This is a genomic window from Legionella brunensis (genome assembly GCF_001467025.1).
Taxonomy (GTDB): Bacteria; Pseudomonadota; Gammaproteobacteria; order Legionellales; family Legionellaceae; genus Tatlockia; species Tatlockia brunensis.
Map to the genome: position 1 here is coordinate 31128 of NZ_LNXV01000034.1, position 23042 is coordinate 54169.

The window sequence follows — 23042 nt, forward strand, 5'->3', positions numbered from 1 at the left end:
TAGAATGAACGATAACAAACTAGAGGAACATCCACTAACCAATCCTTTTTGGCAATTTTCATTGAAAGTCTATCAATCTGAGCCAGTAAAAAAGCAGTGTTTAAGTTTGCAAAATAACACTTGCGCGAATGTCAATTTATTACTCTTTTGTTGTTGGCTATCAGGTTCTTTAGCACCAATTCCTCATTCCGAATTTATTCTTGTCTGTGACTCAATTAATGATTGGCACACCAAGGTGACACTCCCATTGCGTCAAGTCCGTCAATATTTAAAAGAATCGCAAACCAATCCCTGGGTTAAGAGTTTTTATCAGCATTTGTTGACACAAGAAATTCATTCGGAAGCCTATCAACAACAAATGCTTTATGCTCATTTTAAACAAAAAAAGCTATTACACTCTTTTCACAGCAATAAAGAATTAGCACTTCGCTATCTTACGTGGCTTTTTGAGCATATGGGAATTATTATCGACAAAAACCTTGATCTACAGCTTAGAAAGTTGGTTGATCTAGCACTCACATTCGTTGTCTAACAGCCCATAGCAAGTTGCAAGTAGATACTGACTTTAAACATATTTTTAAGACAGTATCTAGGCTTAACGTTAGATCGTAGGGGATGAACGTTGCGAAAGAGATTCGTAGTTATGTAATTCTTCTATAAATGACTCATAACCTTCGGACTCTATGATTTTGATAACACTAAATAGAGTGGGATTATTAATTTCTTTGACTACTTCGTGCAATTCAGCACTTCTGTTAGTAACTGCATAGGTATGATACATAATGGACACCGGGAACAAACGATTTTTTATCTCATCCTCCTTGTCGGCATATCTTTGAATTAATCGACTGCAGTCATCCAGTTTAGGAAAATTTGCATGGAAATAACGAAACAATAACAACATATAGGTAGTAAAAATAAAGAACTCACGGCTTCTTTGTACTTCACCTGGAAGATATAGCTGTCTTCTAACATTTGCAACAAAAGGATAACTCATTGGTCTTCTATCAGGATTAAGTAGGACTGAGGCGGTCAATTCATTCTGGGGAAATTTTTTATGAATAAGCTTTACCGTCTCTATTAATAAGGGAGTGCCATTCTTGTTCCAAACCTCTGTAAGTACAGGTATAAGAGTCTTTAACTTACCTATTATTGGCGCAGTAATATCTTTATTTTCTTTATCTAAATCCTCAGCATGCTGAAAAAAAAGCTGCGGTACATTGTTTTCTTTTAAGTATTCATTAAATGATTTATCTGCAACGATTGATTTAGTTTGAGTTGCAAACAAACTTTCTAAAATCAACTGATAAGAATTGGTATCTACTACTAATAGCTTCCAAGCGCTCTTCATTTCACACTCACGCATTGGCTCAAATATTAGTTCCATTACCTTACTGCCAGGAAATGTTATTTGATAAGCTGAGAGCATAATTGCCATAAGAATAAGATTCCTTTTGAACTCCTTAGATTTTCCCTTAAATATTTCCAGGGAGTAAATTTGATCGAGATCCGTAAAATGCTCATCCACATAGAGAGAGAGTAATGAGCGATAAACTTCGCAGACAAAAGGATCGAACGCCCTTTCCGATATATTTTTCACCCCCAAATATGCCAAATAAGGAAGTACAGAAATCATCAGCGGGTTACTCATCGGCTCATCTTTGTGCGTTAATACCAATGAGACAGCAAGCTCATTTCGGGAAAACTGTTTTCCCAGCAATTTTATAGTATTTGTTAAAAGACGCTCTCCTTTTTCCTTCCATACTTGTGAGAATGTTTCAATTTCGGCTTCTAATTTTTTTATTTCCCGTTTGTCTATGGGAGGGATACTACCCCAATCAAAAACAACTCCATATTCAAACCTAAGTGATGGAATTGAGAGCTCGATATTCGATTCATTAAAAAATTTTACCTGATACATTTTTATCTCCCTATTTGGTCCTTTCATTTCTAGAATGTGCATTTTAGAGAAGTAATATTCGGAAAAGCATGGGTAAAAATACCCATTATTGGAATTAACCTTTCTTGATTGAAATATCTCCTATCAATCTTCTTACCAATAACCGAAATTTATTTATCCAAAATGAATATAAAGTCATTTTTTAGAGTTTATATGCATTAATCATTGACAATGACCGCCTAAATTCAATATATTCTGAAAATGCATAAATTTTGGATACAAAACCATGCCGAGACTTATACACGGTATTACATTATTAATGACTTTAATTATTTCCTCTTGTAGTAGTGAAAAAGATGCCAAAAGTATATACTTTGCCATCTCCGCAGAATATCCACCTTTTGAATATCAAGAGCATGGGAAAGTCAAAGGTTTTGACATCGATTTGGCAACATTAATCGCCAATCACTTAGGAAAAAAAGCAGTATTCGACAATATGCAATTTAGCACGATCTTACCCGCACTCACCTCCGAACAAGTCGATGCAGCAATTTCTACCATCACCATAACACCAGATCGCCAAGAAAATTTTGACTTCACATCGCCTTATTACTTTGAAACCATGGCGACCGTATTCAAAAAAGGTAGTCCTGTTACCACACCGGATGCATTAAAAGGCAAGAAAATAGCCTGTCAACTGGGAAGTACCATGGAAATATGGCTGAAAAAAAATGTCCCTGACGCAGCTATCACTGCTATGGATAATAACAATCAAGCCATAGAAGCTTTGAAAGCAGGACATGTCGATGTGGTGTTAATGGACGGTCCTCAAGGCGCCATTTTTAGCCAGAAAAATCCTATTCTCACTTATGCCATTATTGCACAATCAGAAGATGGCTATGGTATTGCTTTTAAGAAACACTCCCAGCTTACTGCACAAATTAACCGTGCTCTTAATACCCTTAAAGCGAATGGTCAACTTGAGAAACTAAAACACAAATGGTTCACAGGTGCAAAATGACAGAACTCTCAACAATGCTTTTATTTATTGCCCAAGGAATTATTCTTACCTTGGAACTTTTGGCAGGTGGACTAATCATTGGTCTTTTATTTGGCACACTACTCGCAATCTTGCGCCATCAAAAGATTGCCAAAGTCATTATTGATCGCTTTATTTCAATAATGCGTGGTACTCCGTTAATCCTGCAGCTTAGTTTTGTCTATTTTGCAGTTCCAACCCTACTTGGCTTCAGAGCGAATATATTAGTAGCAGGCATCCTTACCTTTGGTCTTAATAGCTCTGCTTATATCGCAGAGATTTTAAGAGCAGGCATTGACAGTATACCCAAGGGACAATTTGAGGCAGCAAAAACGCTACAGATTCCCGATTTTTATTTGTGGAAAGATATTATCTTACCGCAAGTCATTAAGAATGTTTTACCGGCGATAACGAATGAAATGATAGCGCTTCTTAAAGAAACGGCCTTAATATCGACGATTGGAGGCATGGATTTAATGCGTAAAGCACAATCGATTGCAGCCGAGCAATTTACTTATTTTTTACCACTTTGCATTGCTGGCTGCTATTACTATGGACTCGTTTTATTCATTGAGTTTTTAGGTAAACGACTTGAACAGGGGGGGCATCATGTTACACATTAATAATGCCTGCAAAACCTTTGGTTCTTTGCAAGTACTCGCCAACATCAATCTTACTATTGAAAGCCATCAAGTCATTGGACTAGCAGGCCCATCAGGAAGTGGTAAATCAACCCTGTTAAGATGCATACAAAAATTGGATAACTTGAATTCAGGAAGTATTGATTTTGCAGGAACCAGTGGTTTTATGTTTCAGGATTTCCAACTTTTTCCCCATCTGACAGTACTACAAAACCTGACCTATGCTCCTTCCTTACAAAATAAGACAAAAAATCACGATGAAGAAGCACGGCAGTTATTAGCCACGTTGGGAATCAGTGATAAAGCCTGTTCTTATCCGCAGCAATTATCAGGTGGCCAAAAGCAACGAGTTGCATTGGCACGCAGTTTAATGATGCGTCCTTCTCTTTTGCTTTGTGACGAACCCACTTCAGGCTTGGATCTTGCAACAATTGATGATGTAATTTCACTACTCAATGCAGTGAAAGCAGGAGTAATTATGGTCATTGCTTCTCATGACTTGGATTTCCTGACTAAAATGACAGATCGTTTACTCATTCTTAAGCGGGGACAAATCGTCGCCGATGTCCAGCCAAAAAATTTAAAAAACCCAGTACAAGAATTAAAAATCTATTATCAGGAGACCTTTTAAATGCCAAAACCTATCACCAAAATTGCCTTGGCCTACTCTGGCGGGCTTGATACCTCCGTGATGATTCCTTGGCTACGGGAAAATTACCAACAAGCCGAAATTATTGCCGTCATTTGTGATGTAGGACAACAAGAAAATCTTGCAGCCATTAAACAAAAAGCGATTGCCAGTGGTGCTGCCAAAGCTTATGTGATCGATATCCAGGAAGAGTTCGCCACCAAATACCTATGGCAGTTAGTCAAAGCTGGCGCTTTATACGAAAACCAATACGTCTTAGGAACGATATCAAGACCACTTATCGCGCAAAAATTAGTTGAAATTGCTCATAGCGAAAATGCCGAGGCAGTGGCTCATGGCGCCACAGGCAAAGGGAATGATCAAGTTCGCTTCGAATATACAATTAAGGCGCTTGCTCCACAATTAAAAATTATTGCTCCTTGGCGAATATGGGAAATTAAATCTCGACAAGAGGCCATTAATTATGCCCAAATGCATGGCATTGAGGTTCCAGTCACACCCAAATCGCCTTATTCACGCGACCATAATCTCTGGTACATTTCTCATGAAGGGGGAGTGATAGAGGACCCGGCTCAAGAACGTCCTGAGGATTTATTATTAATGACAGCGCCACTTGAACAAACACCAAACACAGCAGAAGAAATCAGTATTCAATTTGAAAAAGGTGTTCCTGTAGCCGTCAATGAAACAGCGCTCTCTCCTGTTAAGTTACTAAAGACTCTCAATGAAAAAGCAGGGGCTCATGGAGTTGGTGTTTGTGATATTATTGAAAATCGTTTAGTCGGTATGAAAATACGGGGAATTTATGAGGCTCCAGCGGCGGCAGTGCTTTATAAAGCCCATCAAATGCTGGAAAGTTTGTGTCTTGACCGTCAGTTATTACATCTTAAGCAATCTTTACAACAAACTTATGCCAATCTTGTTTATGAAGGCCGTTGGTTTTCACAGACCAAAGAAGCACTCGATGCCTTCATCGAGACTACACAAAAACATATTACTGGAACAGTAAAATTAAAACTGTTTAAAGGTAATTTAATTCCTTGTGGCATGTATTCCCCTTTTAGCCTACATGACCCAGACCTCGCTACATTTGAGGAAGATAGCGTTTACAATCAAAAAGATGCAGAAGGTTTCATTAACCTTTTTTCCTTGCCAGCCAAAGTCTATGGCATGGTTCATAGTGGAGGAAAAACTCATGACGAATAAAACCTGGGGAGGCCGATTTAAAAAACCACTAGCCCCAGAGGTAGTTCAATTTAATGCATCTTTATCTTTTGATCATATTCTTTATCAATATGACATCGCCGGCAGTCAGGTGCATGCGAAAATGCTTGAGCGCCAAGGATTAATCAGTGCAGAAGAAGCGCAAATGATTAATGATGGGTTAACGGCAATTGCCACAGAAATTGAGCAGGGACAACATGCTCTTGATGCTAATTGTGAAGATATTCACATGTTTATTGAACATTTGCTCATCACCAAAATTGGCGAAACTGGTAAAAAATTGCATACGGGCAGAAGTCGCAATGATCAGGTTGCTCTTGATCTGCGACTTTATACGCGAGATGCTGCGACAACAGTTAAAGGGCTCTTACAACAATTAATCGATACGCTGCTCACACTCGCTAATAAACATGAAAACGATAAGTTACCTGGCTACACTCACTTGCAGCAAGCGCAGCCTATTCGTTTAAGTTGGTTTTTAAATGCCTACCGTTCAATGTTTGAACGCGATATCAGCCGCATCAATGATTGTTATGAGCGGATGAATTTTTCGCCTCTGGGTGCTGGCGCATTAGCAGGCAGCAGTTTACCTTTAGATAGAAATTGGGTTGCACAATCTCTTAATTTTAAAGGTATTATTGAAAATACGCTTGATGCAGTCAGTGATAGAGATTTTGTGATAGAATTCTGCAGTATCGCCTCGATTATCATGATGCATCTATCACGGTTATGTGAAGATCTGATTTTATGGGCCACACAAGAATTTAATTTCCTCACTCTCGATGACGCTTTTGCCACAGGCTCTTCCCTTATGCCTAACAAAAAAAATCCTGATGTCCTAGAGCTTATTCGCGGTAAAACAGGTCGCGTATTTGGTCATCTTATGGGCATCTTAACTGTCATGAAAGCCTTGCCTCTGGCTTATAATAAGGACATGCAAGAAGATAAAGAAGGCCTTTTTGACACCGTTAATACTTTAAGCACTTGCTTAAAGCTAATCATTCCTTTTCTGCAGAGTCTCCATTTCAACACTGAATTGATGCAGAAAAAAGCGGATAGTGGCTACTTGAATGCGACTGCTATACTAGAATCGCTAGTGTTACAAGGGATACCGTTTAGAGATGCTCATCATCAGGTTGGCCAATGGGTCAGTGAAGCAATTGAGAAAAACTGCCCTCTTTCAGAGGTCATTAAAAAATAAAATAGGGTTAGCCTCTTTTCGGCTACCCCCCCGCTATTTATTTTTCTTCAAAACCACCTCTGGATTATCGCTGCCGAGTACGTTAATTTAAATAATCTATTTTAAAATGAGACAGTGATGATAACTGCTTACGTGGATCATGTGACCCTACAAGCTCATGTGATTACCAAAAATAATCTATCTTTGATAGAGGAAGCAATTTGGCTAGATTTACTATGCCCGACTCACGAAGAAGAACAAATGCTCGAGCACAACTTAGGGATAGGTATTCCCACGCGCGAAGAAATGCTTGAGATTGAATTATCCAGCCGTCTTTATAAAACCAAAGAGGCGCTCTTTATGACAGCCAATATGATTGCGCAATCAGACTCTCCTAATCCCAAGCATGAAGCAGTCAGTTTTGTTCTCACCAAAGAAAAACTAATTACCATTCGTTACATTGAACCGTTAGCTTTTAAACTTTTTATTATGCAATTGTCCCAATTCGATTTTGATCACGACAACGCTGCTGTTTTGCTAATTACCTTATTGGAAGCCACAGTAGACAGATTAGCCGATATCTTGGAAACGATTAGTCATAACCTTGAAAAAATCTCTAAAATTATTTTTCGCTCACCGCAGAACTCACCTGAAGAGGAAAAACTAAACTACCAACAATTGATCCAGCGAGTGGGAATCTATGCGGATTTGAATACTAATACCCGCGAAGGTCTTGTTGCGTTCAGCCGCCTAATTACTTTTTTTAGCCAATCAGCTGGAACACAAGTTGACGCTGAAGGCCAAACACGATTGGCCACACTCAGTAAAGATATTAACTCCCTAAGTGATCACTCAAGTTTTATCTCCAGTAAAGTTAATTTCCTTCTTGATGCAACGCTGGGAATGATTAATATCGAGCAAAACGCCATCATTAAAATATTTTCCGTGGCAGCAGTCATTTTTTTACCCCCCACCTTGATTGCAAGTATTTATGGTATGAATTTTAAATGGATGCCGGAACTGGATTATAAATGGGGATATTGGGTTGCAATTAGCGTCATGCTACTTTCCGCCTTGCTCCCTTACAAATTCTTTAAGTATAAGAAGTGGTTATAAACCTTATCTAGAATACAAACAATTAGGAGCATGATGTCGCTAATTGTTTGTCTCTGTATCTTAAATTCGCAATTAAATATTATGAAGTCTGTCTCAGTGTAGAGGGGGCAATATTACCATCCTCTTGTCTTAAAGAATTGAGCTCATCCAAGAAAAGTTTTCGTGGTATAGGAGCCACACGTGGACTGGTAAAAAACGCAATTTGATATCGTGACCTCAATTCCTCGCGTGTAGTCTTGTTTTCAGGAGGAATAACCAATTGTTTTCCATTAGCAAATTTAATTAAAGAGGGCTTCGTAGAGTTCTCTGTGAGCGCTGTTACCAAATCCCATAAGTTAGTGATGGTTTTACCATTCGCCTCGACTACACGATGACTCTCACACAGTGAGCCTCGGCTTAAGGCAAAATTTTCATATCCATCCGTTTCTTCGGAAGCCAAGATATTTTGTAAGACGACAATTTCGCAAAGGTCAGTATCATTCGATAAGTTAGTAAAGTCATAAAACATCGCAGGAACATTGGAGTTATCGACAATTGTCTTAGAGCCAGTGGAATAATGGCCTTTAAAAGTATCCATCAGCGACTGAGTACAACGAACGAAAACAAAGCCACCATTTTTCCCAGAGGGTTGAATATGATATTTAAGCGATTTATCGTCTCTAGGACCCAATAAGCTTCGTCCCAATTGCTCAGTCAATTTAATCTGAATTTTAAGAGTTTCAAGTGCATTGCCACTTTTTCGCTGTATAACAAACTCTAAACTATCAAGATATTTTTTTCTCTGAAATAGGTAGAGATGAGATATAGGATGTTCCAGCTCCTGAACTTGCACATTGCCATCTGCTTGAATGGGATGTCCATCTATTTCAAGAATAATATCACCCTCCTGCAAACAGTTTTGTGCACAAGAATTTTGGGGAACTTTAGAGACATAAATCCCTGTTAACTCATTACCTAAGAGTACAGGTTCCATCCCCAATTGCGCTCTGAAAGAGGGATTCTTTAAGGATTGCCATTGGAAACTAACGTGGGGCACTGTCACATAATCAATAAATTTTGCATTCCTAAGTTTACCAAAGCGGTTATAGTTCTCTATGCATTGCACAACCACACATGCAGGAATAAAATAACCAACATTGCTCAAAGAAGAAGCACCTTGACTCACTATACCAATACACTCTTCTGCTCCTGAGTCAATTACTCTCGTAATAGGTCCACCACTATTTCCTGGATTAATAGGCGCACTTGTTTGAATGGTAATACCGGGAAGACGAGAAAGCGCAATTTGCGATATTTCCGTTCTGGAAATATGGCCTTTCGTGAAAGAGAGCCCTTTGCCACCAGCAGGATAGCCATAGGCATTAACCTCTGTTGATGAAGGCTGAAATGCTACGTTGATTTCTAGCGGTTTAGTTTTCTTTAAGATTAAATCTTGAGCATCAGACGAGGTAGCTTGAAGTATAGCTACATCCATAATGGGATCAACCCAAACTTGTTTTACTGGTAGTTCTGTTGAGCCTTGATTAAATTTCACCTTGAGATAAGTTGCATTGAGAACTGCATGAGCATTGGTTACAAGATAGACCTTCTCCCCATATTTTATGACAGTTACCGTAGCACTTGACTTCGAAGGTTGGCCAATGGACCAAGCCGTTGTGTAATTGGTAGTTTGCTTGTCTACTTCGAGCTTTAACGTTGAATTTGTTAACATTTATCAGCCTTACATAATGAATTAAATATTTCTTCTTAGTCCTGTGAGAGACAATCATCCTTATACCCCTGATCGTATAAACGATTGAGCGGGCAAGGGCAGATTGTATTATCATGACAAAATTTAGTCCATTAAGTTCACATTATTCATTAACTGATTAATATCGGCAAAATTAGAGATTACAACCAAAAGGCATTCACATAAATATATAACAAAGTCATGCCTACGACAGGGACAATGACAAAACCAAGAAATACACGGACTTGCGTTTTATTTTCTGAGGAAGCATTATAAAATTTTTTAAATTGTTTAAAGAGTGACATCCTATCCCCAGTGATAGTCATTGCAGTAAGTATAAACTAAATTAATCGCATAAAGTTTAATTTTATATCAAAAGAGGTAGTAAAAAAGTATATCAATGCTCGAATAATTTAAGGAAGAATGATGCTAGGATGGACCTTCGTTTTTTTTGCCATTGCAGGTATTTCTGCAATATTTGCTTTCCGCAAGCCTGCATTTACCACGACTTACATAGCAAAACTTGTATTTTATATATCCTTAGCTCTCTTCATCATATGGCTATTTGCAACAATAATGAATTCGGCTCCGCCACCCCCACGAGACTCTGTATTACCTATATAAGGCTTGGGTCTTCGCCGTAGCAATAAAAATACTAAGATTTATCGTTAAGGTTTAGCTTTTCGTTTAAATCCTAAAGCCCGCAAACGTTCTTCTAAACTTGGGTGCGTTGAAAATGCATTATTCAATGACTTAATTGGGTCAATACTGGAGGGATCGAATAGATAGGACGCTTGCCGTACCTGCTCATGAGGCGTACTACCATACGCTTGGGTATATTCCTCTGCATGTTGCTGATGATCATCGCTGATCTTTAGTAAAGCGCGTGCCATCGGTTCATTGTCACGCATTAATTCAACTGCTCCTGAATCAGCCATATATTCACGTGTCCGACTCAAGAAAAGCGCAAGAACCACCGTAATTAAGGGTAATAGATACCGTAGTAGCATAATTACCATAAATAAGCGATTCGTGTCATTACGCCTGTCTCTGCGGTAAAGCATGGAATAAAACATCACATCAATGACAATTAATAAAATATTACTCAAAACAGCTACAGTCAGAGTTAATTTAATATCATGATGACGAATATGACTTAGCTCATGCGACATCACTGCTTGCATTTCAGCGCGATTTAACTTTTCCATTAAGCCACGTGTAATAGCAACCATTGCAGATTTTTCACTGTAGCCACTGGCAAAAGCATTCATATAATTGGCTTCAATTAAGTATACCTTCGGCATGAACTGCAACCCAGCAGCCACTTTCATCTCCTCTACAACATTATACAGTTGCTTCTCCTCAAGACTCTGGGCCGTCTCAGGAGTTATTTCACGAAAATCGGTACCGAGTAGCATGATGCGATCATAAAGTGAATAAGTAATTAACAGCGAAATAATAGCGATACCTATCATGATCAATGTGGCATAAGGCACCACTTTAAGCGTGATTAAGGCAACAATGCAATCTTGAATTGAAGCACGAGGATATAAATAATCTAAAATAACGGTATCAGCAAATAAGCCAATACCAATATATACTGCAAAGAATATCGCAATAACCATGCGGGTTTTGCGTTCATTGCGTCGCAATTGCTCTCGCCAGTTGCTGGTAGACGCATGATAATCATTTAAGCTCATGATTAAACTCAGAATTTAACCGTATAATCTTCATGCGCCTTAATTTGCTCCTCAGGTAAAGACCAATATTCAAATTCTTTATCTAACTTGCTAGGGAATAAGCCAACGATAAATGACTCAAAGAAAGATTTTTTCTTGGCATAGTAGCGCTCAATACTGTCATTGTAAGCTTGTTTTGCATAAGAGAGCTTGTTTTCGGTGTTAACAATTTCTTCTTGTAATTGCAAAGCATTGGTATTGGCCTTCAAGTCAGGGTATTGCTCAAAAACTATATTTAGACCAGAGGCAATTTGTGAAATGCCATTCTCTGCGGCGATACGTCCTTTCTCATCACCCGCCGCCTTCGCCGCCTGCGCCTGATTACGTAAAGCTACCACATCTTTCAACGTAGTCTGCTCATAATCCATATATTTTTTAACAGTTTCGATTAGTGACTCAAAAACTTTAAAACGCCGATCTAATTGGATGTCTATTTGCCGCTTATTATTGTTAATCGCCTCCATCATGCCAATTAAGGTATTGAAAATACCGATTGACCAGAAAAATAGGAGTGCAGCAATGATAATAATGGCAATGAGAAAAGTACCCATTTTTTCTTTCCCTGTTGTTAATCTCCTCCCTAATTTATAGCTCTAAAATAGATGAAAAAGCAAACCGTTATCGTCATCACCAATCTTCTCGAGGAATGCAGAGCTTGGTGAAATTACTCATATATTACGCCTCCACATTGCCATTAAACACGACCCGAAACAGCAAGAGTGAGTAGCTTTACTCACTCTTGGCAATGTGGATTTCTAAGGACTAGCACTGCTCGTATTTGGCTCTGGTGCTTCTACAGGAACGTCGGGAGTTGTATCAATCGTACTTGTAACCGGTGTAGTGACATGGCTGAAATAGAAAAAGCCAAGCACTGCCAAAAGGACAACAATAATTATGGTAGCGATACCTACATTTTTATTCTTCATAGCTCACTCCCTAATCTATTCTTCTTAATTATAGCTATAACTGGCAATATTGAATTATAAAAGAAATTTTAAATTTAATTAATGATCACTTTGCACTATAACCTTATAAAATATACGCAGAAGATAAATATGCTAAAGCTTCTCAATTTCAAAGCTAGTAAAGCCATCAATAAGTGTCTATCTTTTCTCCAACATAGTGCCGGCGCCCTTAATTTAACAACAATGATAGACAAATGCTGGGAGGAGGCTTTTACCTCTAGCATACCGAGACTTAGAAGCAAGGAAAGTAGTGAGTAGATAAAAGGTAATTACATCAATAAACACGAATATTAAGAAACTGCCAAGGATCCTTAAAATCCAGTTTTTCCTGAAATAATTTTTCCCTATTTTTGAGAGGGGTCCAATCCGTATAATATCCAGCTATATCCCCAAGGTAAGGTAAAGCAATTTCTAAAATAAATTGATAATCAAGTTCCTCTGGCTCCACAACTCCTGCCTGTGGATTGTGTATCGCCCAAAAGAGTCCGGCCAAAATACCTGCGGCCACTTGAAGGCTGGTTGCATTGTTGTGAGAAGCTAATTGACGAGCCTCGTGAATGGAGAGTTGGGACCCATACCAATAAGCTCCTTTCTCATTTCCCATGAGTAATACTCCAAGCTCATCCCTCCCCTCAGTAATTTCAGCAAAAATAAGTCGTTTATTCTTTTGCTCATACCATTCATTTCCTTGAAATTCATGCAAAGAAAGTTCTGCATCAGGACATGGCAGATAAGCATAATGAACGGTAGGACGATAAGGTTCATTCTCGTTTAAAGCTAAATAACTACCAATAGAGATTGACTCTGCATGAGTAATTAAATACCCGTGATAAGTACCTAAGGCAGGGGTCCATGAACGTACTTTAATGCTGGCCCCAGGACGATTGAGGTAGATAGCGTTCTGATTACCAAAGCTATGATGAGACGCATCCTCTGGCCAATGACGCTCATGAGTTCCCCAACTCAGCTCTGCTGGCTGCCCTGCCTCAGCAATAAACCCACTCACCGACCAAGTATTTACAAATTCTCCAGGTAACTTCTCTCGAGGAGTTACTTGCGTATCATGCTCAGCGATATGAATTACTTTTATACCAAGCGACTTAGCAAGCAATGCCCACTCTCTTGAACCCCCTGGGTGATTTACATTTAACTGCATGTCATTTGCCATGTTCCACAGCGCTTGCTTTACAAAATGAGAGACCAATCCAGGATTAGCACCATGTGTCACCACGGCGGTAGGACTTTTATTTCGCTTAAGCTTCAGAATCTCCGATCGCAATGCATAATTCGTACGTAAAGAGGGTGGTAATGATTTATCGACATATTGCCCTTCCCAAGGTTCTGTACTAGCGTCTAAATAAAGAGCTCCTATTTCTTGACAAAGTTTAATCAGTTCTAAACTAGAGATATCAACGGATAAATTTAATAGGAAATCACCTTCATTAAGTTTACTTAGCAATAGCTCGGCATAATTTTTTTTATTAATTGTCACGATTTGCAAAGTCAGGCCGAATTCTTTGGCGATTTCTTCACCATCATACTCTTTTGCCATGATAATAAGCTGGGATGACTTAAGTTTAAGATGACGAAATAATAATGGGAGGACTGCTTGGCCAACACTACCAAACCCTATCATTATAATTTTTTTAGACAAAGATATGCATTTATTATTTCTCATGTTTTCCTCACAGCAAAACTATAAGAAACACATTTGGTTTATTATCCTAGCCCTCACGATTTAAGCGTAGAAGAAGTTTCGATAGAAAACAAAATAATATAAGGTTACTCCTTTTATCGATGACGGAGTTAGAAAATAGAAAGGTGTTCAAGAAAATGATTTAGAAACAGGAAGTTTTGAATATTGAAATGGCATTATAAGTTCTTTATGATCGAAAGAACCTTATTATTAAAAATGGACTTTCTCATGTTAAAGAAAGCCTTGTGCCTGGCTTTATTATCGAGTAGTACGGTATCCGCACTCTACGCTACCGAATCACCCGCGACCCAATCCACTTCAAAGACGCCCCCATCCAGTTACATGCCTGTTGTTATTAAAGAAACGTTTCAAACCATTATGGAACGTATGATTAATGAGAAATCTGCAATTAACAATCGCCAAAAAGATCTTCTTAATCAACGTTACGACCTAAGCAATAAACCCTCCACCGACACCAAAATGTCAAATGGAAAAGCCATACAGGAAGGAGTGCGTGTTAAATTGCCCGCAGGAGTTACCTGGGACATGTTAGCCAACATGTCTCCTGAAGACATTAAAGAGAAGGGCGTGTACCCTCAAGGATTTTTACCTTTACCCCATCCTAATCACCCTGAAGGTGGGATGCTTTTTCCCAAATTTGCTATTGATGAAATCAATAAACAAGAAAACCGCGATCTAACGCGCTTTGACTTGGATTATGACTTACCTGATCATTTCCTCCCCCCCTTTCCTGCGCCAATCTTCTTAACGACACGACCGGATTTGGGTGATGTTTCTCAAGGAAAATTAGTCACTATTAACAATTATTTTGAACTGTTTAATGGCATACTTAATCCAAAGCAATTGGAAGGCTTGCGATTATTAGTAACACCATTTCCGCAGCAACAGTTTAACCAAACTGACGATCGGCGCACAAAAATACCAAGCCGCGGTGTTGCATGCCTTGATTGCCATGCCAATGGCCATACGAATGCCTCCACTCATCTTGTTGGTGACATTCGCCCCCAAGAAATTCGCCATCGCATTGATACACCCAGTTTGAGAGGTGTAAACATTCAGCGCTTATTTGGTTCTCAACGTGCACTGAAAAATGTTGAGGATTTTACAGAGTTTGAACAACGTGCCGCCTATTTTGATGGGGATCCGGTGATTGCCACTAAGAAAGGGGTTAATATTCTTGAGCGAGGCAGTCAAGTCCATTTCATGGCTGAATTCCAAGCACTGTTAGATTTCCCACCCGCACCTAAGTTAGCTATCGATGGTCATTTAGATCCCACCAAAGCTACGGAAGCAGAACTACGCGGAGAAGCTTTGTTCTTTGGAAAAGCAAAATGCGCGACTTGCCACGAGCCGCCTTATTATACCGATAATAGCATGCACAATTTACAAACAGAGCGTTTCTTTAAACCCGTTATGATTAATAATATGAAAGCAATCGGTGATGGTTCTATTAAGACCTTCCCCCTGCGCGGAATTAAAGATTCACCTCCCTATCTTCATGACGGCCGCTTGTTGACCCTGGCCGATACAGTAGAATTCTTCAATTTAATTTTACAGTTGAAGTTAACACAACAAGAGAAAGAAGACTTAACAACTTTCATGAAAGCGTTATAAGAAAATAACAAGATGGCCAGCCACAGCCACATACTGGCCATCTTGTCATTCAAGTGCACCTATAAATTGATTGCACCGCAATTATCAAAAACATGACATAAAAATGATTATGAGGGTGTTATGTCCAATTCACGACTCGATTTCTACAAAGCGTCGCCCGAAGCAGTTAACGCCATGCTTGGACTTGAGCGTTTTGTTAATAATTCAGGCCTCGAACAATCGTTAATAAATCTCGTCAAACTTCGCGCATCCCAGATTAATGGCTGCGCTTACTGTGTTGATATGCATGCCAGTGAAGCACTTAAAGCAGGCGAATCACAGCAACGACTGAATGCTGTTGTCGTATGGCAAGAAACTCCTTTTTTTAATGAGCGCGAACGTGCAGCCTTAGCTTGGACAGAAACAGTAACCTTACTTGCACAAACCCACGTACATGAAAATCTTTATCAGGAAGTTCTTCAATATTTTTCTGAAAAAGAAGCGGTAGATTTAACAATAGTCATTATCACTATTAATGGTTGGAATCGCTTGGCAGTCAGTTTTCGCAAATTACCCAAATAACAAATCCTCACTTGTTTAGTAGCAAAAAAGATATTTACGTTTACTTTTGTCCGAATAACTTGAACTAGATCTCGTATAAATGCTTCTTATCCCTGCCTTCGCAGGGACAAGCTTTACTGGATAACGTTCGTTACGACATAAAGGCATTTTGCCTTTATATCGAACTCACGTTACTTAAGAAGAGATTTTAAAAATTGTCCTGTGTAGGAGTTTTTACAACGCGCCACCTCTTCAGGCGTACCTGTTGCAATGACTTGCCCACCTTTGCTACCACCTTCTGGCCCAAGATCAATAATCCAGTCAGCTGTTTTTATCACGTCAAGGTTGTGTTCAATAATGATAATGGTATTACCTTGCTCACGCAGGCGGAATAATACACTCAGAAGTTGCTTAGTATCATGAAAATGCAATCCTGTGGTTGGCTCATCGAGAATATACAGGGTATTTCCTGTATCGCGCTTTGATAACTCACGAGCTAATTTGATTCGTTGTGCCTCACCGCCGGATAAGGTGGTTGCACTTTGGCCCAAGCGAATGTAGGAAAGTCCTACGTCAATGAGCGTCTGACACTTTCTTGCTAATACAGGGATAGCATCAAAGAAAACACGTGCATCCTCAACGGTCATATCGAGGATTTCGTGAATATTTTTGCCTTTGTATTGAATTTCCAGTGTTTCCCTATTGTAACGTTTTCCTTTGCAAACATCACAAGCAACATAAATATCCGGTAGGAAATGCATTTCTACTTTGATTAAACCATCACCTTGACATGCTTCACAACGCCCGCCTCGAACATTAAAACTGAAGCGCCCCGGCTGATAACCGCGTGCACGTGCCTCCGGTGTTCCCGAGAACAACTCACGAATGGGAGTAAAAAGCCCAGTGTATGTTGCTGGGTTTGAGCGGGGGGTTCGCCCTATGGGGCTTTGATCAATATCGATAACCTTGTCACAAAACTGCAATCCTTTAATTTCTTGAAGAGAACCTGGCGTAAGTAGGCTTGCGCGATTCAATTTATTAGCCGCTATTGGATATAGCGTGTCATTAATCAAACTGGATTTACCAGAGCCAGAAACCCCGGTGACACAAGTTATAACACCCAAAGGAATACTCACCGTAACATTTTGCAGATTATTACATCTCACTCCAATTAAATGGATTAAGCGTTCTTTATCAACTGGGAAACGATTTGCAGGCACCGGAATAGACTGGGTACCCGCCAAATATTGGCCAGTCAGTGACTTCTGATTTGCCATAATTTCATTTGGGGATCCTTTGGCTACTATCTGTCCCCCATGAATGCCAGCCCCAGGCCCTATATCCAAAACAAAATCAGCGGAACGAATAGCATCCTCATCATGCTCTACCACAATCACAGTGTTACCCAGGTTACGTAAGTGTAACAACGTTTTTAATAATCGATCATTATCACGTTGATGCAAACCAATAGAGGGCTCATCAAGAATATACATCACCCCAACCAAGCCTGAGCCAATCTGACTTGCTAAACGAATGCGCTGTGCTTCTCCTCCTGATAAAGTTTCAGCACTGCGCGTTAAAGATAAGTAATCTAAACCTACATTGACTAAAAAACCCAAACGCTCAACAATCTCCTTATTAATCTTGGCAGCAATTTCCCCACGATATCCAGTCAATTGTAACGCTTGGAAAAACTCATAAGCCTGTTCGATAGGATAAGCAGTAATTTCAGGTAAATTTTTATCGGCAACAAAAACATGCCTGGCTTCTTCGCGTAATCTCGTGCCATGGCAAGTTTCACAAGGTCGAGAAGAAAGGTATTTAGCAAGCTCTTCTCGTACCATTGACGAATCAGATTCCCGGTAGCGTCGCTGCATATTAGGAATAACTCCCTCAAAGGTATGTCTTTTAGACATAAAGCCTCCATGAGGGCGCTGATAATGAAATTCAACTACTTCCTGCCCACTGCCATAAAGGATGATATTTTGAATTGTCTCTGGTAAATCACAAAATGGGGTTTCTATGTCGAAATTAAAATGACGCGCCAATGATTCCAACATAGGATAATAATAAGTCGTTTTTTTATCCCAACCTCGAATCGCCCCATCCGCTAAACTTGCAGCAGGGTCATGAACAACACGATCCGGGTCAAAAAATTGGTTAACCCCTAAACCATCGCATGTGGGGCAAGCCCCCATAGGATTATTAAAGGAAAAAAGCCTAGGCTCCAATTCGCTCAAACTATAGCCGCATTCAGAACATGCAAACTTTGAGGAAAAAACAAGTTCTTCAAAATCGTTATCCACAGCCGAAACAATTGCTAATCCGTCAGCCAGATTTAAGGCATTCTCAAATGATTCACTCAAGCGTTGTGCTAAATCTTTACGCACCTTGAAGCGATCGACGACGACTTCAATAGTATGTTTTTGCCGTAGGCTTAACTTAGGAGGTTCATCCAATTCATAAATTTCTCCATCTATTCGTGCTCGCACATACCCCTGCGCCTGTAATTGCTGCAAAAGCTGTACATGCTCTCCCTTACGTTCCCGAACAACTGGAGCAAGAATCATTGCCTTGGCACCATCTGGCATTGTTAAAACCTGATCAACCATTTGACTGACTGTTTGCGCATGCAGGCTTATAGCATGGGTAGGACAACGCGGCTCTCCAACCCGAGCGAACAAAAGGCGTAAATAATCATAAATCTCGGTGATGGTGCCAACCGTTGAGCGAGGATTATGAGAAGTCGCTTTTTGCTCAATAGAGATAGCAGGTGACAACCCTTCGATGGAGTCAACTTCTGGCTTCTCCATCATCGATAAAAACTGGCGAGCATAAGCGGAAAGCGACTCCACGTAGCGCCGTTGCCCCTCAGCATATAGGGTATCAAACGCTAAGGAAGATTTCCCAGAACCTGAAAGACCAGTAATTACTGTGAGCTGATTACGAGGAATTTCAACGTCAATGTTTTTTAAATTGTGAGTTTTTGCGCCGCGTATGCTGATATAGTTCATGGACCATTTTGATGCAAAAAAAACCAAATTATAGCTCTGCTATACTTTTTAAACAAACGATTATTTCGCGATAGCTATAAAGCAGAAAGATGCTAACTACAAGGAACAGTCATGAATCATACGCGATTACTACCCTTCATTTTTTTAATTAGTATTGTACTTCCCTCTGCTCCTTATGCAGATAGTAGTCACTTAGATGTAACCACCTGGACAGAAGAAACTTTACTCTCTACTTTATCTGTTGATTACAGCAAAACAGCTAGTGACTTTGGCCCCATTCAACATCGATATTCCATGAATGCCTGGATAACCTTACGCAATTTTTTTAGTGAACAAATTATAACTATAAAAGAGCAGCAATTAACGCTCCACCCCCAACCATTAACTCAACCAACCATTGTTGGGGAAGGGATATTTTCAGGTATTCAATATTGGCGAGTAAATCAATCTTTCAGTATTCCTGAATTAAACTCCATACTTAATTTTTCCTTACTTGTTATTAAAGGAAACAACCCGCCTTTCATGATACAAAGCCTAAGCTTAAAAAGAGATAAACCTAATCAATAGCTTCAAGAAACACCATATTTGCCTGTAAAACCCATCTCATCACCAACAAGGGCAATTTCAGTGTTCTCTTCTATAACTGTTACAATTGGTTTTTCTATGGGGTTACGTGGATTGATAATCGCTTCTCTTATAATTTGATTTTCTTCAAATTTGAAATGCCACCTATCTTCTACCTCTACAATTGTAGAAACCGTAATCGGAATAGTGCTGTTCTTACCATATATCTCCTCATAAAAATCTCTATCCTTATCCACATATTTTACCAAAGCAAGTTTAATCCTCTCTTTTACTTGCCCTCGAGTGTAATTTTTCGGGGTAAATTTCCAGGTGGAGTTTTCATATTTAATATGTAATTTCATGTTTTCTCACGAAATCATCAAAGAGAAAAAATAATAGCCAAAGTGGCTTAAAATGTAAATGCATTCTCCTCTAATGCTCAAGATTTTGTAAATTACAAGGAAAAATATTGGTCTACAGAATTAAAATGATATACTTTGAACCTGTCTTTCTAAAATAAACTTAGCATGCGAGCGATATTTAATCTTTTTATTAGTCTTTTACTTACTGTAGTAGTTGCCTGCGCTCACGCTGATAATAATCTAAAAGACTTCGAACAAGAGTTTAGCGACTCGGTAATCACTACCAAGATAACTGCTAAATTTACTAAAAACCGCAATCTAAACCCGCTAAAAATTTACGTATCGACCAAAGATGGGATAGTCACTTTGAAAGGTCACGTAAAAGACCGCCAAGCTTTTGTGGATGCGCTAAAACTTGCCAAGATGACTAAAGGCGTAAAAGAAGTCGATAGCGAAGAGTTAATTATCAAACAAGTCAACACAGCATTTACCGATGCTTATATTACTGCCAAAGTCGAGACAGCTGTTTTAAAGGCCAAAGTCTTCGACGATGAATCAATTCCTTTAGTAGGTATTAATGCAACAACCAGCAATGGCACAGTCACTCTGTCGGGTAATCTTAAACAAGAAAAAGCGATTAGCGCCATCATAAAAAGAGTCACTGCCGTTCACGGCGTAAAAAAGATCATTTCGAGGTTACAAGTCGATAAGGAAGCTTAAATGAATGCCCTCACTCGCTTTAAACTTTTTCTTTGGACTTTTGGTCATTTTAAGGTACCACTGATTGGTCATTTACGACCTAAATTAATTAAACTCAATGGTCAGGAAATTGTCGTAAAACTTCCCTTGAGTAGACGTAGTAAAAATCATTTACACTCCATGTATTTTGGCGCATTAGCAGTGGGGGCCGATCTTGCTGGGGGAATGCATAGTTTTTATCATGCCGAGCAAGCAAAAGTAAAAGCATCCGTTGTTTTTAAATCGTTTCAAGCTCACTTTTTACATCGACCTGAAACTGATGTTTATTTTATCTGTACTCAGGGCGACACTGTAAAAGCAATGGTTGAGGAATCGAAAGCAACACAACAGCGCATTAATAAGCCCATAGAAATTAAGGCAGTAACCCACTACCCTTCAAACCCAGAGGAAGTGGCTAATTTTATATTGGAGTTATCTGTAAAAGTGGTGTAACCAAGTCATAAACGACTAGTTTAAACTATACTTAAGCTAAAATAATATCTCTAGGGAAAAAATTATGCTTACTCTAAAGCATATTTCTATAATCACCCTTTTATTTTGGCCATTTCAAAGCGCTCTTGCTGATTCTTATATGGATTCCTTGGCAACTGTTATGAAGCAATGCTATAGCAAAGAAAAAAAAATTAATGGCAGTTTAGCAGAGTGTATTTCCAACACCATGGATAAGTACCCCAATCCCAAAGGTTATCAACTCCTTTTACGTGCGGAATCAGAAACGTCTGATCAAATGCTATTGACCGTGTTTAATCCACAGGTGCGAATAAAATGCCTGGTTACTGTTGGAGAAACACTGGAAATAAAAATATGTGATCAAGAATAGCTTTTTTCCAATTCACTGTAATCGTTTCCAGACAATTCCTTTTATTCTTTAATCACAGTTTGCAATTATTATTAATTTATCAATAAAATAAAATTCTAGTTTTTAAAATAATTAATAATGAATCCAGGCTATTGGCAACGTACCGCATTTCTATTCCTACTCGCAATCTATGGCCTATTGTTTTATTTTATTTTAACTTTCCAACAAGGAATCGATTTCGCCTCATTCTATTCAGCCTCACAAATGCTAACGATAGGAGATAACCCTTACCAAAGTTTATTCGCTACTTATTTGCCTATTGCTAAAAAATTAGCGGCTAATCTTAACCCCCCCATTGTATTAATACTATTCAATCCTTTAATACAGTTTAACTACAATACAGCTTTAACCATCTGGTGGCTGACTTCTTTGATTGTAGGGTTAATTGCAGCCCGAATAACCTTTAAACACGTTTTTTCACCTGATTTTTTTAAAAATAATTGGGCAACCTTGTACCTCATTTATTTAGCCTTTTTTGCCACCCTCATGGACGCAGCCATTACGCAATTAGGAGCCTTGCTACTATTTTGTATCATGTTTGGCTATCACTTCTATCTGAAAGGCAGCGATTATTTTGCAGGAATTCTTTGGGGATTTATTATTGCCCTAAAATTTTTTCCAGCGTTATTGTTTTTATGGGTTTTGCTGCAAAAGCGTTATAAAGTATTTACAGTAATGCTTTCTGTTTCAGCGCTGCTGTCCATTATTCCCATATTTATCTGCGGAATTGATATTTATCAGCAATATTTTTCCATGATGTCACAGGTATCATGGTATGGTGACAGTTGGAATGCTTCACTTTATGGTTTTCTCTTTCGTATACTCATTAATGTCCATGATAAGACACAAACTTTTTTATTTGTGAATCTTGTTTACGGCATTCTATTTCTAATTTTTTTGCTATGGTACTTAAAAAGTATCGTTAAGATGTCTGTCGATTCAAAGAATGAACAATCATTTGCCCTAACCTTATGCATGATGTTGTTGTTGAGTCCTTTTGGGTGGTTATATTATTTTTCCTTACTGCTTTTCCCTCTGGCATTTACCTGGAAAGTTAACTTTGCTGATGCCGAAAATACTAAAAATAAAATATTATGGTTTTGCAGTTTATTTCTGCTCAACTTTCCCATGGACTATCTATCAAGCAAAAAAATGTTCACTGTCACGAACAAACTTTGCTTAAGCTCACTTTATTTTTACGGATTATTACTACTGATATATCTTCTCCGTGCACAAAAAATTCCCCTCTATCATGATCAGAAATCTTTAAAAGCCAATTTCAAATATTTACCTATCCTAGGAATTATTTTTGGCTTTGGCATTTTCGTGCCTACTTTGAGTTTTGTCGGTCGACTTTTTGATATCAACTGGTCAAATTAACCTATTGAAAATAATATTTTTTTGAAAAATCCCTATTGAATTGATGATTGA

Annotated in this window: 23 protein-coding genes; 14 read left to right on the forward strand and 9 right to left on the reverse strand. The window is 38.8% G+C overall.

What is annotated here, in order from left to right; all coding sequences use genetic code 11:
* The first annotated feature begins 4 nt into the window (after positions 1-4).
* On the forward strand, positions 5-532 hold the full coding sequence (locus Lbru_RS13780; RefSeq protein WP_058442719.1) for a TIGR02444 family protein: 528 nt from the start codon (positions 5-7) through the stop codon (positions 530-532).
* Between the two features lie 69 nt (positions 533-601).
* Here the strand turns inward: Lbru_RS13780 and Lbru_RS13785 are convergent, their stop codons facing one another.
* Complete coding sequence (locus Lbru_RS13785) at positions 602-1921, reverse strand: hypothetical protein (protein ID WP_058442720.1); 1320 nt, start codon at positions 1919-1921, stop codon at positions 602-604.
* A 265-nt stretch (positions 1922-2186) separates the two neighbouring features.
* On the opposite strand from Lbru_RS13785, the gene Lbru_RS13790 reads away from it, so the two are divergent.
* The 6 genes from Lbru_RS13790 to corA all read left to right on the forward strand — a co-directional run bounded on the left by Lbru_RS13790 (position 2187) and on the right by corA (position 7749).
* Entirely contained in the window at positions 2187-2921 is a 735-nt protein-coding gene (locus Lbru_RS13790; protein WP_058442721.1) for an ABC transporter substrate-binding protein, read from the forward strand.
* Positions 2918-3562, forward strand: coding sequence for an amino acid ABC transporter permease (locus Lbru_RS13795; RefSeq protein ID WP_058442722.1), 645 nt, complete (start codon positions 2918-2920; stop codon positions 3560-3562). The genes Lbru_RS13790 and Lbru_RS13795 overlap by 4 nt, the downstream gene beginning before the upstream one ends.
* Positions 3549-4211 (forward strand): amino acid ABC transporter ATP-binding protein, encoded by a 663-nt coding sequence (locus Lbru_RS13800; protein ID WP_058442723.1) that lies wholly within the window; start codon positions 3549-3551, stop codon positions 4209-4211. Before Lbru_RS13795 ends, Lbru_RS13800 begins: the two co-directional genes overlap by 14 nt.
* Positions 4212-5435, forward strand: coding sequence for an argininosuccinate synthase (locus Lbru_RS13805; protein ID WP_058442724.1), 1224 nt, complete (start codon positions 4212-4214; stop codon positions 5433-5435). It abuts the gene before it with no gap.
* Positions 5425-6654, forward strand: a complete 1230-nt coding sequence (gene argH, locus Lbru_RS13810; protein ID WP_058442725.1) for an argininosuccinate lyase — start codon at positions 5425-5427, stop codon at positions 6652-6654. Before Lbru_RS13805 ends, argH begins: the two co-directional genes overlap by 11 nt.
* Before the next feature lie 117 nt (positions 6655-6771).
* On the forward strand, positions 6772-7749 hold the full coding sequence (gene corA, locus Lbru_RS13815; protein ID WP_058442726.1) for a magnesium/cobalt transporter CorA: 978 nt from the start codon (positions 6772-6774) through the stop codon (positions 7747-7749).
* Between the two features lie 79 nt (positions 7750-7828).
* Here the strand turns inward: corA and Lbru_RS13820 are convergent, their stop codons facing one another.
* The 6 genes from Lbru_RS13820 to Lbru_RS13845 all read right to left on the reverse strand — a co-directional run bounded on the left by Lbru_RS13820 (position 7829) and on the right by Lbru_RS13845 (position 13860).
* On the reverse strand, positions 7829-9460 hold the full coding sequence (locus Lbru_RS13820; RefSeq protein ID WP_058442727.1) for a S1C family serine protease: 1632 nt from the start codon (positions 9458-9460) through the stop codon (positions 7829-7831).
* Positions 9461-9639: 179 nt separating this feature from the next.
* Positions 9640-9783: a hypothetical protein gene (locus Lbru_RS17515; RefSeq protein ID WP_165481419.1), complete on the reverse strand. Its 144-nt coding sequence runs from the start codon at positions 9781-9783 to the stop codon at positions 9640-9642.
* Between the two features lie 363 nt (positions 9784-10146).
* The gene (gene htpX / locus Lbru_RS13830) at positions 10147-11178 is read right to left on the reverse strand and encodes a zinc metalloprotease HtpX (protein WP_058442729.1); all 1032 of its coding nucleotides are present in this window, start codon (positions 11176-11178) and stop codon (positions 10147-10149) included.
* Between the two features lie 8 nt (positions 11179-11186).
* Positions 11187-11768 carry a LemA family protein gene (locus Lbru_RS13835; protein ID WP_058442730.1) on the reverse strand — a complete coding sequence of 194 codons (582 nt, stop codon included), beginning with the start codon at positions 11766-11768 and terminating at the stop codon, positions 11187-11189.
* A 204-nt stretch (positions 11769-11972) separates the two neighbouring features.
* Entirely contained in the window at positions 11973-12143 is a 171-nt protein-coding gene (locus Lbru_RS17270; RefSeq protein WP_157061517.1) for a hypothetical protein, read from the reverse strand.
* Between the two features lie 313 nt (positions 12144-12456).
* Positions 12457-13860: a homospermidine synthase gene (locus tag Lbru_RS13845; protein WP_058442732.1), complete on the reverse strand. Its 1404-nt coding sequence runs from the start codon at positions 13858-13860 to the stop codon at positions 12457-12459.
* Between the two features lie 246 nt (positions 13861-14106).
* Between Lbru_RS13845 and Lbru_RS13850 the strand changes: the two genes are divergently transcribed.
* Together Lbru_RS13850 and Lbru_RS13855 are read left to right on the forward strand one after the other, a co-directional pair.
* Complete coding sequence (locus tag Lbru_RS13850; protein ID WP_058442816.1) at positions 14107-15513, forward strand: hypothetical protein; 1407 nt, start codon at positions 14107-14109, stop codon at positions 15511-15513.
* Positions 15514-15633: 120 nt separating this feature from the next.
* Positions 15634-16074 carry a carboxymuconolactone decarboxylase family protein gene (locus tag Lbru_RS13855; RefSeq protein WP_058442733.1) on the forward strand — a complete coding sequence of 147 codons (441 nt, stop codon included), beginning with the start codon at positions 15634-15636 and terminating at the stop codon, positions 16072-16074.
* Between the two features lie 170 nt (positions 16075-16244).
* Here the strand turns inward: Lbru_RS13855 and uvrA are convergent, their stop codons facing one another.
* The gene (gene uvrA / locus Lbru_RS13860; RefSeq protein WP_058442734.1) at positions 16245-19067 is read right to left on the reverse strand and encodes an excinuclease ABC subunit UvrA; all 2823 of its coding nucleotides are present in this window, start codon (positions 19065-19067) and stop codon (positions 16245-16247) included.
* A gap of 111 nt (positions 19068-19178) precedes the next feature.
* On the opposite strand from uvrA, the gene Lbru_RS13865 reads away from it, so the two are divergent.
* Positions 19179-19634, forward strand: a complete 456-nt coding sequence (locus tag Lbru_RS13865) for a DotI/IcmL/TraM family protein (protein ID WP_058442735.1) — start codon at positions 19179-19181, stop codon at positions 19632-19634.
* A 2-nt stretch (positions 19635-19636) separates the two neighbouring features.
* On the opposite strand, the gene Lbru_RS13870 is transcribed toward Lbru_RS13865, so the two are convergent.
* Complete coding sequence (locus Lbru_RS13870) at positions 19637-19993, reverse strand: hypothetical protein (protein ID WP_058442736.1); 357 nt, start codon at positions 19991-19993, stop codon at positions 19637-19639.
* A 165-nt stretch (positions 19994-20158) separates the two neighbouring features.
* Here Lbru_RS13870 and Lbru_RS13875 point away from each other — a divergent pair, with 165 nt between their 5' ends.
* From Lbru_RS13875 to Lbru_RS13890, 4 genes are all read left to right on the forward strand, one after another.
* Positions 20159-20713, forward strand: coding sequence for a BON domain-containing protein (locus Lbru_RS13875; protein WP_058442737.1), 555 nt, complete (start codon positions 20159-20161; stop codon positions 20711-20713).
* The gene (locus Lbru_RS13880) at positions 20714-21184 is read left to right on the forward strand and encodes a PaaI family thioesterase (protein WP_058442738.1); all 471 of its coding nucleotides are present in this window, start codon (positions 20714-20716) and stop codon (positions 21182-21184) included.
* 64 nt (positions 21185-21248) lie between these two features.
* Positions 21249-21572, forward strand: a complete 324-nt coding sequence (locus Lbru_RS13885; protein ID WP_058442739.1) for a hypothetical protein — start codon at positions 21249-21251, stop codon at positions 21570-21572.
* 117 nt (positions 21573-21689) lie between these two features.
* Positions 21690-22991, forward strand: a complete 1302-nt coding sequence (locus Lbru_RS13890; protein WP_058442740.1) for a glycosyltransferase family 87 protein — start codon at positions 21690-21692, stop codon at positions 22989-22991.
* The last annotated feature ends 51 nt before the right edge of the window (positions 22992-23042 follow it).

What these genes read in the sequence shown, in the direction of transcription:
- Lbru_RS13780 (WP_058442719.1), top strand. Translation starts at nt 5, where the DNA reads ATGAACGATAACAAACTAGAGGAACATCCACTAACCAATCCTTTTTGG.
- Lbru_RS13785 (WP_058442720.1), bottom strand. Translation starts at nt 1,921, where the DNA reads ATGTATCAGGTAAAATTTTTTAATGAATCGAATATCGAGCTCTCAATT.
- Lbru_RS13790 (WP_058442721.1), top strand. Translation starts at nt 2,187, where the DNA reads ATGCCGAGACTTATACACGGTATTACATTATTAATGACTTTAATTATT.
- Lbru_RS13795 (WP_058442722.1), top strand. Translation starts at nt 2,918, where the DNA reads ATGACAGAACTCTCAACAATGCTTTTATTTATTGCCCAAGGAATTATT.
- Lbru_RS13800 (WP_058442723.1), top strand. Translation starts at nt 3,549, where the DNA reads ATGTTACACATTAATAATGCCTGCAAAACCTTTGGTTCTTTGCAAGTA.
- Lbru_RS13805 (WP_058442724.1), top strand. Translation starts at nt 4,212, where the DNA reads ATGCCAAAACCTATCACCAAAATTGCCTTGGCCTACTCTGGCGGGCTT.
- argH (WP_058442725.1), top strand. Translation starts at nt 5,425, where the DNA reads ATGACGAATAAAACCTGGGGAGGCCGATTTAAAAAACCACTAGCCCCA.
- corA (WP_058442726.1), top strand. Translation starts at nt 6,772, where the DNA reads ATGATAACTGCTTACGTGGATCATGTGACCCTACAAGCTCATGTGATT.
- Lbru_RS13820 (WP_058442727.1), bottom strand. Translation starts at nt 9,460, where the DNA reads ATGTTAACAAATTCAACGTTAAAGCTCGAAGTAGACAAGCAAACTACC.
- Lbru_RS17515 (WP_165481419.1), bottom strand. Translation starts at nt 9,783, where the DNA reads ATGTCACTCTTTAAACAATTTAAAAAATTTTATAATGCTTCCTCAGAA.
- htpX (WP_058442729.1), bottom strand. Translation starts at nt 11,178, where the DNA reads ATGAGCTTAAATGATTATCATGCGTCTACCAGCAACTGGCGAGAGCAA.
- Lbru_RS13835 (WP_058442730.1), bottom strand. Translation starts at nt 11,768, where the DNA reads ATGGGTACTTTTCTCATTGCCATTATTATCATTGCTGCACTCCTATTT.
- Lbru_RS17270 (WP_157061517.1), bottom strand. Translation starts at nt 12,143, where the DNA reads ATGAAGAATAAAAATGTAGGTATCGCTACCATAATTATTGTTGTCCTT.
- Lbru_RS13845 (WP_058442732.1), bottom strand. Translation starts at nt 13,860, where the DNA reads ATGAGAAATAATAAATGCATATCTTTGTCTAAAAAAATTATAATGATA.
- Lbru_RS13850 (WP_058442816.1), top strand. Translation starts at nt 14,107, where the DNA reads ATGTTAAAGAAAGCCTTGTGCCTGGCTTTATTATCGAGTAGTACGGTA.
- Lbru_RS13855 (WP_058442733.1), top strand. Translation starts at nt 15,634, where the DNA reads ATGTCCAATTCACGACTCGATTTCTACAAAGCGTCGCCCGAAGCAGTT.
- uvrA (WP_058442734.1), bottom strand. Translation starts at nt 19,067, where the DNA reads ATGAACTATATCAGCATACGCGGCGCAAAAACTCACAATTTAAAAAAC.
- Lbru_RS13865 (WP_058442735.1), top strand. Translation starts at nt 19,179, where the DNA reads ATGAATCATACGCGATTACTACCCTTCATTTTTTTAATTAGTATTGTA.
- Lbru_RS13870 (WP_058442736.1), bottom strand. Translation starts at nt 19,993, where the DNA reads ATGAAATTACATATTAAATATGAAAACTCCACCTGGAAATTTACCCCG.
- Lbru_RS13875 (WP_058442737.1), top strand. Translation starts at nt 20,159, where the DNA reads ATGCGAGCGATATTTAATCTTTTTATTAGTCTTTTACTTACTGTAGTA.
- Lbru_RS13880 (WP_058442738.1), top strand. Translation starts at nt 20,714, where the DNA reads ATGAATGCCCTCACTCGCTTTAAACTTTTTCTTTGGACTTTTGGTCAT.
- Lbru_RS13885 (WP_058442739.1), top strand. Translation starts at nt 21,249, where the DNA reads ATGCTTACTCTAAAGCATATTTCTATAATCACCCTTTTATTTTGGCCA.
- Lbru_RS13890 (WP_058442740.1), top strand. Translation starts at nt 21,690, where the DNA reads ATGAATCCAGGCTATTGGCAACGTACCGCATTTCTATTCCTACTCGCA.